The 317-nt window shown below is 33.8% G+C and carries 1 pseudogene; it reads left to right on the top strand.

The annotated features are described in order from the left end of the window. Nucleotides 1-315 (top strand): annotated as a pseudogene (locus ACT3SX_RS15670) (AAA family ATPase); the annotation flags it as partial. Between the last annotated feature and the right edge of the window lie 2 nt (nt 316-317).

Here is a 317-nt window from a genome sequence, read left to right as displayed (position 1 = left end):
GGTAATAAAAACATCCTTCGAACTAAAGACTACTGTCAAAACGTTACTTCTCCAGAGATAGAAGACTTATTGAGAGATACACTTGTTAGAATCGTAGAAACAGAATATTCAATCGACTGTAAGTCGATAGCAGATTCGCAGTCCACAAGAGGTATTGTGAGTATATTTCAATCACAAGTTCCCAACTTTTCAAAATATGACTTAGCCAAACATTTTATTAAATGGTGTAAGAGTAATGATGCTTCAAGCCTTACAGAAGATGAGATAAGCAATTGGACTAAGCTCATTGAAAATATCAACAAAGTGCTAAAATAAAC

Origin of the sequence: Psychrobacter sp. AOP31-B2-9 (assembly GCF_052378005.1) — a bacterium.
Classification (GTDB): Bacteria; Pseudomonadota; Gammaproteobacteria; order Pseudomonadales; family Moraxellaceae; genus Psychrobacter.
The sequence above is the reverse complement of the archived record's forward strand: the minus strand, read 5'-3'. Positions and strand labels throughout refer to the sequence as shown.